Origin of the sequence: Thermococcus sp. (assembly GCF_027052235.1) — an archaeon.
GTDB lineage: Archaea > Methanobacteriota_B > Thermococci > Thermococcales > Thermococcaceae > Thermococcus.
In genome coordinates, this window is record NZ_JALUFF010000052.1 from 22,021 (window position 1) to 31,979 (window position 9,959).

The 9,959-nt window shown below is 56.9% G+C and carries 8 protein-coding genes; 3 read left to right on the plus strand and 5 right to left on the minus strand.

All coding sequences use genetic code 11. The features are described from left to right. Positions 1-5: 5 nt before the first annotated feature. Genes MVC73_RS06355 through MVC73_RS06375 form a run of 5 tightly spaced genes read right to left on the minus strand, consistent with a single transcriptional unit; the run spans position 6 to position 6,493 of the window. On the minus strand, positions 6-752 hold the full coding sequence (locus MVC73_RS06355) for a hypothetical protein (protein ID WP_297508482.1): 747 nt from the start codon (positions 750-752) through the stop codon (positions 6-8). Further along, the gene (locus tag MVC73_RS06360; RefSeq protein ID WP_297508485.1) at positions 749-1,885 is read right to left on the minus strand and encodes a DUF58 domain-containing protein; all 1,137 of its coding nucleotides are present in this window, start codon (positions 1,883-1,885) and stop codon (positions 749-751) included. Before MVC73_RS06360 ends, MVC73_RS06355 begins: the two co-directional genes overlap by 4 nt. Beyond that, a complete protein-coding gene (locus MVC73_RS06365; protein ID WP_297508488.1) occupies positions 1,886-2,773 on the minus strand; it encodes a hypothetical protein in 888 nt (295 codons plus the stop codon). It lies immediately after the preceding gene. Beyond that, positions 2,770-5,856, minus strand: coding sequence for a transglutaminase domain-containing protein (locus MVC73_RS06370; protein WP_297508491.1), 3,087 nt, complete (start codon positions 5,854-5,856; stop codon positions 2,770-2,772). The genes MVC73_RS06365 and MVC73_RS06370 overlap by 4 nt, the downstream gene beginning before the upstream one ends. Positions 5,857-5,911: 55 nt before the next feature. After that, the gene (locus tag MVC73_RS06375; RefSeq protein ID WP_297508533.1) at positions 5,912-6,493 is read right to left on the minus strand and encodes a PH domain-containing protein; all 582 of its coding nucleotides are present in this window, start codon (positions 6,491-6,493) and stop codon (positions 5,912-5,914) included. A gap of 94 nt (positions 6,494-6,587) precedes the next feature. Here MVC73_RS06375 and MVC73_RS06380 point away from each other — a divergent pair, with 94 nt between their 5' ends. The 3 genes from MVC73_RS06380 to MVC73_RS06390 all read left to right on the plus strand — a co-directional run bounded on the left by MVC73_RS06380 (position 6,588) and on the right by MVC73_RS06390 (position 9,806). Further along, positions 6,588-7,364 carry a BtpA/SgcQ family protein gene (locus tag MVC73_RS06380; RefSeq protein ID WP_297508496.1) on the plus strand — a complete coding sequence of 259 codons (777 nt, stop codon included), beginning with the start codon at positions 6,588-6,590 and terminating at the stop codon, positions 7,362-7,364. A gap of 274 nt (positions 7,365-7,638) precedes the next feature. Then, positions 7,639-9,054, plus strand: a complete 1,416-nt coding sequence (locus MVC73_RS06385) for a hypothetical protein (protein ID WP_297508498.1) — start codon at positions 7,639-7,641, stop codon at positions 9,052-9,054. After that, positions 9,051-9,806: a hypothetical protein gene (locus MVC73_RS06390; protein WP_297508501.1), complete on the plus strand. Its 756-nt coding sequence runs from the start codon at positions 9,051-9,053 to the stop codon at positions 9,804-9,806. The genes MVC73_RS06385 and MVC73_RS06390 overlap by 4 nt, the downstream gene beginning before the upstream one ends. Positions 9,807-9,959: the final 153 nt, after the last annotated feature.

Sequence of the window (9,959 nt, forward strand, 5' to 3'; positions counted from 1 at the left end):
CCTTCTCAGGCGTAGAGGATGAAGATCTCTCCTTTGTTTTTTCCCTCTGCAATTTTCCTGAGCTTCTTTCCCCCACAGTAGACGGCCCTCGGCCTTTTCTCGGTTAGAACCTCCACCCTGAACTTCCCATCCTCAAGCCTCGCCAGCGGGTTGGGCCAGAGCTCGATTTTTTCCCCTTCAAGCTCTATTATCACCGGACTGGCATCGCACTTGACCACGACCCGGGTTTTCTCGCCCACCCCACCGCCAGCGCGGAGGGCGAGGGGGAGCGAGAGGAGAAGGATGGGCAGGAGGAGGGGAGTTGTCTTCAGGTTCTCGCTGTAAACGAGAACCATCATAACCGCCGACAGGGCTATGCCAACCACGAGGAGTGGAAGCGTGTGAAGGGCCGTCTCGTCCGGTAGGCCGAGCTTCCTGCCCCTCTCAAGGAACTCCGTTGCCAGCGCAATCGAGACCACGGTTAGGCCGTAGAGCGGGCTCGTGAGGTAGGGATTTTTGAAGAGTGAGCCTATGATAGCGTAGCTCCCGGGAGAAACCGCGGGTATTAGGGACGAGAAAACCATCGCGAAGGGAGCTGTGTAGGCAACCGTCGCGAGGAAAACCGCCGTCCCTATGGAGCGGGCAAGGGCAACGCCGAGGAGTGCTATGAAAAGGCCCGCCGAGAGAATTGGGGAGACGCTCCAGTAGGATAGGGCGACGAGAACCGCCGAGGAAACCGCGAGGCCAAGCTCAAGGGCCTTTCTCCCCTTCATGAGACCTCACCGGCTACCGTCGCTATGGCCTTTGAGGGCCTGACGCGCCCCCAGTTTATCGTTCTCGCGATGCCGGAGAGCATGTTGGCCAGCCCCAGCGACTCAAGCCTCTCAAGCGGGCTTTCCGGGAGCACGTTAACGACGACCCCCCTCATGCCGGCTATCTCGGCAACACTCCTGAAGTTCCCTTCCGAGAGGCTCGTGATGACGACAGGCCTTGCGGAGTACCTCAGGATTACGCTTCTGACTCTCGCGGATTCGTTCGCGACCTTCATCGGGGCGTTCCAGGAGTTCAGGGCTTCGCCTAAGATTGCCTTGAGGGCCCTCTCGCCGGTCATCGGGGGCACGAGCCTTCCGAGGCCCAGCAAGTAGAGGCCCACGGAATACTCCTTTGAGATAAAGTAGCCAACGAGCGTGGAGGTCGCCTCAAAGGCCCCGGGACCCCTTTCAAGGGCTTTGACGTCGAGCACAACGATGACCGTCCTCCCGCCTTCCCTTTCGAACTCGTTGACGAGAGTTCTGCCGAACCTCGCCGTCGCCTTCCAGTTGATGACCTTGAGCGGGTCGCCGGGCCTGTACTCCCTAACCTCCCTGAACTCTATTGTTGGCGCGCCCCTTATCGAGTAGGGCCTGAGGCGCTCCCTGGCCCTGAGCCTTGGCCTTCTCGGAACCCTCCCGGGAGTGGCGATTAGCTCGGCCTTTTCACCAGCTATCAGCCAGTTGGAGCGCGTCAGGGATGGGTTCAGGGCCAGCACCTCGACCCCCGGGATCTCGTGCCTCCCCGGGGCAGTAACCTTGAGCCTTCTCCTTACTGTGAACTCCCTCTCCCCCGGCCCCTTGAAGAGGACGAAGAATTTCTTCTCTGCCTCAAGGCCAAGGGGGAGAGAGGGCCTGAGCACGATAACCCCGAGCCCTTCCCCAGACTTCATCCTGATTTCCTCGATTACCTCCCCGCCGATGCTCGTCTCTTGCGGGGTAAAGGTTCTCTCGACCTCGAATTCCCCTGGTGGCTTTACGAGGATTCCCATGGCAAGAACCGTCAGCGGGAGAACCGCCAGCGCGGTTGTGAAGGGTGAAAGGAGTGCAACGCCGAGGAAGACCAGCCAGAGGGCGTAGCCAACGAGGGTTCTCATTCACAGACCCTCCAGCTTCTTCATTATGTCCTCCACTATTTCCCTCCTCCGCTCGAACTCCCTCCTGAGGAGGAGCTTCCTGAGCCAGTAGGGTGTTAATGAACCCGGTGTCCTCGGTTCGTAATCCGCCAGTGGTTTTATGAGCTCCAGAAGTTCTTTCCTGCTCGACGTTACCTTGGAGCCGTAGAAGGCCACGTAGGAGAGTAGCTTCCCCCTCTTTCCCTCCACGAGGAACTCCTCAACCGCTTTCTCGGCCTCTCCGGGGGGTCTTCCGCTTTCCCTGAGGAGCTCCCTCATGTAGTCCTCCGGTGAGCGGACAGCGTTGAGAGCCACTCCCGCCGAGAAGAGAACCGCTATGAGGAGTGCGAGCCACTCCACGAGGTTCCAGTGCTCATACCTGAGAAAGTAGGGGCGGGCCGTTATGTAAAGGCCGAGCGCCCCTCCGATGACAGGAAAGGCGAGGATGCTTTCCCTCAGCTCCTCCCAGCGCAGGGAGAGGGCATATGCCATGAGGAGAAACGTTCCTGCCACGATGGGCACCGGAACCAGCTGAACCGGGAGGAAGAAGGCCGTCCCGAAGATTTCCAGGGACTCCCCGAGACCGGCCTTCAGGAGGGACTCCTCCGAGGAGCCCTCCTCCCTGAGGAGTTCTCCCACCGCTATTACGGCACCACCCACGCCCCACGCCTTACCGGTTAGGAGGAAGGCAAAGGCAGTTCCAAGCCACCGTATCCTTAACTTGGCCCTTCCCTCGAAGAAACCGGCGATTAGAAACGACGAGAGGAAGACAACCACAGGAACGAGGCTCCACACCGGTGCGAGGCCCGCGTAAACGAGTCCCGCCCAGGCTATGGTAACGCCCGCGTATTCGAGCAACTCCCACTTCATTGGCCCACCACCCTTTCAACGGCCCTGTAAAACCTCAGGAAGGACTCTCTGCTCGGCTCCCTTTTTCCATAGAGGGCCATCTCCACCGACTCCCTTATCGCCCTCAGTGCCTCCGGCTGCGGGATTACCCTTGAGAGGGCCACCTCTATCTCCCTCGGTGTTAGGCTCTCAACGTTTATCAGCTTTGAGGCCCAGCTCAGGAAGGTCTCGTAGAGCCTCTCAACGGCCGTCCTGTAGTCCGGATAGACCTCGACGGTGACGGAAAAGCGCCTTCTATTGCACTTTGCCTCAAGCCTGTGCCTCCCGCTCCCCAGGCTGAGCCTGAACTTCCTTCCCCTCCCAACGGGCTTCCCGTCCACGAGAAGCTCTCCATCGCAGAGTAGCTCGACCTCGAAGGTCTCCCCCTCCCTCACAACCGGGACTCCACCGGCAACGAGCATTCCGCCGGTCTCTTCTTCAACGATCTTCTTCCTTTTCCTCACGAGCAGGGGCAGGACTGGAAGGATGAGGAGTGGTAGAAGGTAGGGTAGTGGACTTCTCCCCTTCACGACCTCTATCGTCGCTCTGGTTCTGGCAGGTAGATAAAAGGTCGAGCCCTTAAAGGTGACCTCGACGGTTACCTTTCCGGGCCTCGTGAAGTTAAGGAACAGCTCGGCTTTTCCATCCTCGTTGGTGTAAACCGTGCCGTTGAAGCCCGGGAGCACTATGTGGAGTGGTATGTTCGGAACAGGGCCCCCGAGGCCGTCCCTTGCGAGGATTACTATTCTGCTCCGCTCCCCGGCCTTAACTTCCCTCGTTTCGACGGTCAGGTTGAGGGGCGAAACTACGGCGACCTGAATGGTGCCTATTATCGACCCCGTGCCCCAGAGGTAGACTGTGTATTCACCCGCCTTCCTGAAGGGGCCGAGGTTCACCGAGAAGGAGCCGTTGACTACCCTTATCTCCCTCGACTCGTTGCCGAAGGTCAGCTCTATCGTCCCATTCCTCATCCCCTCAACCTCGGCCGAGACCGGGATTGGCTTTCCTATGGTTCCCTTGACGACCGCCGGAGCTTTAACCACGACCCCGTAGACATGAACCTCCGTGTGCGTGCCGTTGTAGAGGCCGTCCCCGGTGTACACGAGCCCCAGTAGGTGCTCCCCGGGGCCCACGTAGAGGTTGAGCGTGAACTTCCCTTCCCCGTCGGTTACGCCTTTACCACTCACGTTGCCCCAGAAGTAGTCGAAGGTCGCGTTCCCTATCGGTCTTCCTGCGGAGTCCTGCAGTTTCCCGGTCAGGGACAGCTCGCCGGGTCTGGTGACGACTTCCCTGCTCACGTTGAAGTGGCTCTTCTGAATGACGGTCATCGGGATGAAGGTCATCCCCGGGAAGAAGGGCCAGTAGCGACCGGCCATCTCGTCCGGGAAGAAGTAGAGATTTAGGTGCTTCAGCCCGGGCCTTTCCCTCTCCGGAAACTCGGCCACCATCTTGAACGTCCCGTTTTTGACTCTCGCCTTTCCAATGACCGGATACCCATCGTCGCCCGAGAAGAACACCACTGTCCCGTTGGGCTTTTCACCGCTTCCGCCAGCCCTAACCCTTCCGGTGACGTTGAAGGGCTCCCCGACGATAGCATGTAATGGCGAGCTGGCGCTCACTATGGAAACGTCGGAAACGTAAACCGGGAGGTAAACCGTCTCCTCTCTTCCACCAGATTTTAGCCTTATCCACTGGAAGCTCAGGCCTAGCCGGGCTCCTTCAGGTGGTGTGATGACAAACCACAGCCTTACCTTTCCTTCTTCCGAGACGACGCTCAGCGTTTTTGTCCAGTTGCTGGTTTCCACCGAGAGGTTGTCTCCCCCTGAGAGGATGAGGGAATAGCGGGAGGAACTACCTCCAGAGACTGCCCTGAGAACCCCCGGTGGCTCGACGTCGCTCGACGCGTTGAACCAGACCAGTGAGTAGAGGGCCCTTCCTTCTCTGTCCGTCAGGGCTATCGGGTAAAGTCCTCCTCTTGGCTTCTCCTTGACGGTTACCATAACGGAGAAGTTTGAAACCTCCATCGAGACGTTGAGGGGGCTCATAACCCCCAGGTCGCTGAGGTTCGCTTCCCTCTTCACGTCGAGGAGCAGGAACTTGGCTTCGGTTCCGTTTATGACTTTCCTCTCGGGAACAGCCGAGAGCGGGACGTACTGCCCGGGATGGGGGTAGGGGACGAGCGGATCGACGGTCAGCCAGCCGGTCCCGTTGAAGTAGACCTCGACCCAGTAGTAAAACCTGCTCGCGTTGATGACCTGCCTTTCCGGGTTGGGGAGTATCTTGTAGCCCCTGACGAGCCTCGCGGGAATCCCTATTGCCCGGGCTAAGAGGACTAAGGCCGAGGCGAAGTCGTAGGAGGTTCCATAGCTTGAGTTCTCAAGGAAGTAGGCGACCCTGTCAACGCCTTCCGGAAAGGTAACGTTTTCCGAGTACTTCTTCGAGTAGAGGAGGTAGTACTGCAGGTTAATCAGTTCGAGGTACTTTCCAAGGCCGGTGTTGTTGAAGGTCATCGCAATCGGTAGAACGGCATCCCTAAGGTCGGGCGGTATGGCGAGGTATTCCCCAAGCTTCCCGGGGGTCAGGTTGAGGAGCACCGGGAGGTCATAGGAGTAGCTCACGGCGGTGAATGTGTAGTTGGACGTTCCACCGGCGGTTCTGAACGTTCCCCCGTTCCTGTCCCAGAGGGTTCTAACGCTAACGTTGGCCGTGTTGAGGGGCAGGGGGAGCGTGCCGTTTATCACGAAGCCGGCCTTAACCCTAATCCTGTCGAGCTCGGTGTGGTGTGGAAGCGAGGGCTCGCTCATAGGGGGTCTCTTTGAGTAGTTTGCAGCGACCGGTATCCAGTGCCCATCCGCGTAGCTCCCGAAGACCTCGACCCGCAGGTAGGAGACGTGGGTCGCGTTGTAGATGGTGAGCGTGAGGTTCTCGGTGAGCAGTGGTAGCTCGGGCCCTTTTCCGGTCTTTACCGGCCTCCTCTGGGGCCCCAGGCCCGGCTGGCCAAGGGAAGAGGTAAGGATGAGAAACGCAAGGACAAGCACGGCTATCGAAGCTAGGCCGGCCCTCATGTTTATCGCTCACACCTTCGGGTGAAATCTCTTAAGGTTTTCCACTATCCATAGTTCAAATTTCCTCAAGCAACTTCTTCCTCTTCTCCTCGTACTCCTCTTGGCTTATGACACCCATGTCGTAGAGCTCCTTCAGCTTCTTGAGCTTCTCAAGCGGGTCTTCCTTCTCTCCGGCAACGGGCTGGGTATGATAAGCAGGCATGGTTCTCGTTATGAACTCCTTCGGCTTCTTCAGAACCCACGTCTCGCTCGTCAGCCCCTTGTTTACCTCTATCGAGACCGGCTCGACGGCTATCGCGTTTAAGGCGTCTTTAATCGCGTTTATTGCCTTCCTTGCCTCCTCCTTGTTCATCCAGCCGAGCTTGAGCGTTACGTTCTCCTCGCCCTCTATGACGAACTCCGAGCTCATTATGCCCAGCTTTACCGTGACCTGCTCCAGCTTCTGGTATGGAACTGCCTTAAGGTCGTACCTCCCGAGTATCTTCTCGTCGAGGTAGATTATCCTCCTGTCCGTGACCAGAAGCCATTTGGGCTTCTCCATGCTTATCTTCTTCCTTATCGAGAAGAGAACCTTCTCGTCGGGTTCCAGATGCCTTAGAACCGACTTCGGGAGCTTGGGGTTTTCTTCCTTCCCCATTTCCATCACCGGGATAACTTTGATCGAGGTGGTATATCAGGCTTTCCTCCGCAAACCTCATTAACCTTCGGGAAAATCTGGAGGGGGTGTTGTTATGGACTTTGGCAGAAAGCCCCTTATCGGAATGGTTCACCTAAGGCCCCTTCCCGGTTCATACCTCTACGACGGCAACTTTGATGCCCTCATCGAGTCCGCCCTCAGGGACGCGAAAACGATTGAGAAAGCGGGCTTCGACGCGATAATGGTCGAGAACTTCGGCGATGTGCCCTTCCCGAAGTACGTTGACAAAACGACAGTTGCGGCATTCACCGCTGTTGCGAAGGAAATCCGCGACGAAATCAGCCTTCCACTCGGTATAAACGTCCTTCGCAATGACGGCATCGCCGCCTACTCAATAGCCTACGCGGTAAAGGCGGACTTCATAAGGGTGAACGTGCTGAGCGGCGTCGCCTACACAGATCAAGGGATAATAGAGGGCATAGCCCACGAGCTTGCAAAGCTGAGGAAGCTTCTCCCGAGCAAAATCCAGGTCTTTGCCGACGTTCACGTCAAGCACGCCGTCCATTTCGGAGACTTCGAGGATTCCCTGAGGGACACCGTTGAGAGGGGTCTGGCCGATGCTGTAATAGTGAGCGGAAAGGCAACTGGAAAGCCGGTTGACATCGAGAGGCTCGCCTTAGCGAAGAGAATCTCTCCCGTTCCGGTTTTGGTCGGCTCAGGAACGACCTACGGTAATCTTCCGGAGCTGTGGAAATACGCTGACGGCTTCATCGTTGGTACGTGGATTAAGCGGAAAGGGAAGGTTGAAAACGAAGTTTCTCTGGAAAGGGCGAGGAAACTGGCCGAGCTGGCGAAACATCTTCGGTCTTGAAGGAAATTTGTTTTACAAATCCCTTCTCGAATTTTATTTTCCGAAAGGCTTATTACCCAGAGATGCGTAATTTGTTAAAAAGAAAACGCGAAACCTGTCCCGCTTTTCTTTTCCGCGAGATGGTTTTGCCCGGATGTGAGCGCATGCACTCCGAACCCCTTACGGGTTTTCATGTAATGGGCCCGTTACTGGGTTTTCTCCTGCTCCTCGGGGCAGTGGTGGTGTTCTTCTTGCTCGTGAGGTGGCTCTGGAGGCTCGTTCGGAGGTGAAAGCGATGTTTAAGGCAATTGCCCTTGCTCTGGGCTTTATACTTCTCCTGACCCTTCCGGTTTCCGCTTCCCAGTTTCCCGAGAGGTTGCCCTACGTAACCAAAGAGGAGGCAAACTCACTCGGCTTAATCCTCTCCTACAGCAACGGAGGGGGCGGATGGGAGGGCTCGAACTACGTCAACTTCTACCAGGACTTCATCTGTCCCCACAGGAACGATAGCGTGAACAACTACATCAGGATAATGGTCACCTACTACACGGACAACGAGGCGGTCGAGCAGTTCAGAGGGTTCGTCGAGCGGGGGAGGAACTCCACAGACAGGGTCGAGGACTTGATAGGCTTCTGGAGCGGTGAGAAGGAGGGAACGATAACCTACCACTACGAGTTCCACGGGGGGCAGAACTACGCCGACCTCAAGTTCGTTTACACAAAGAGATACTTCGACGGCCACGGCTTCACGTCGGTCAAGCACACCTACGCGGCCCTCGTTGGGGAACACTACTACGTTTACGGTGAGGTTGAGTACCTCAAGGGAACCACCGCCTGCGACCTTGAGGGGCCGGCACCGGTCCTCATGAACCTCTACCTCAGCAGAATCCCCAACAGCACGGTGAGGTTTCCGGTGAACTCCTCAACAACCGCCCCTGGAAACCAGGGGGGGTCGGAGAACTCCGAAACTTCCTCTGGGGCTCCGGGCTTGAGTCCAGATGCAGTTAAAAGGATGGGGGACACAAGAGAGAAGCTTAAAGGACTTGGCGATAACTGGGGTGGCTTCGTTGTCATCAAGACTCCAAAGGGGGATGTCATCAAGGTCGTCAGCTCCGGCCCCGATTACACCGGCGATAGCTCCGCCCTCGGCTGGAAGGCCAAGTACTACGGAAACAAGGCCCTCGATACCTTCATCGACCAGGTTGCGAACTACCTCCCCAAACCTTTAGGCCTCTTCAAGGACTATTTCAAGGCCGACAAGGACATCAACGTCTTCTCGGACGATGAAATGGTGAAGAAGACCGCCAAAGACCTGCACGTGGACGAAAAAAGTGCGTCGCTCTACAACGGCATGTCCGACATTGAGAACCGCGAAAAAGCCCTCTCGCCGTACAAGAACGCCGTTCCAACTAACATCGAGACGAAGCCGATAGAGGCCGTCATCAACTCGATGGGGACGGCGATAAAGAAGACGCTGGCTCAAGATTACAGGTGGGAGTTTGAGAAGACAGCTGAGATAGCCGTCCGCTACAAGAAGGCCGGGCTGAAGTACAAGGACATCATCAGGAACACCGTTGAGGAGATGAGCGACACAACCACCGGGATGCACCGCGTCAACATGATGAACAGGAACTCCAAAGGCGACTTCAAGGATCAGGAGGCCAGGATAAGGTTCTACATCAACAAGCTCTACGAGGAGGGGATAATATGAAGGGGAAGCTTGTCCTCCTGCTTCTCCTGCTCATAGCGGGCTACCTCTACTTCAACGGGGACTTCCACATCCCCGACAACCTCAATCCGGAGCAGGTCATAGACACAGCCAAGAACGTGACGAATAACCTTGGGAAAACGTCAACGGCGACGGAGACGGGAACGGAGACCTCTCCGGGCGTAACCGAAACCCCAAGCGCTGGAACCGCCCCCGAGAACGTGACCGTCGTGAGCTCCGGCAATCTCACGGTAATCAGGTTCAACGCACCTGCCGTCGACGACGGAATCCTCGGTCTCGCATACGATTTGGCCGAGAAGGCCTACCAGAACGGCTCTGAGAACGTTCGCGTTGAGGCCTACTTCGGGGACGAGCCAATAATCGCGCTGACGGTCAAAAACGGCAACCTCAACAACGCTACCTTCGAGGACATAAGAAGGCCAGAGTTCAGGATAGAGACCGACCTTGGCCTCTTCGACGTCCTCGTCCACAACGTGACCGTAACCAACGACACTGCCAGCGTTTCCCTTGAATACTTGGCCGGAGAGGACTCCTTCTGGAGGGACTACGCCAAGATGAGCCTTGCAATCCTTGAGGATGCCCCCTGGGTGAAGAGCGTGGAGATAGTCTACCTCGGCGAGAGGAACGTAAGCGTTTCCGTTTCCAGCGATTCTCTCCTTAAAGCCCTCTCCGGGGAGCTCTCGCCGGAGGAGTTCGCGAAGGAAATAAGCGTTGTTGAAATGGGGAAATCATGAGGAGATGCGAAAAATGAAAAAACTTAGCATCTTCGTCGTCTTTTTCCTTGTTCTGGCCCTTTTTCTGCCCCTTGCAAGCTCCTCCAGCGCATGGGAGGTAGTCTACGACGTCCAGCGTGAGAAAACGATGTTCGATAGTGTTTACAACCCGAT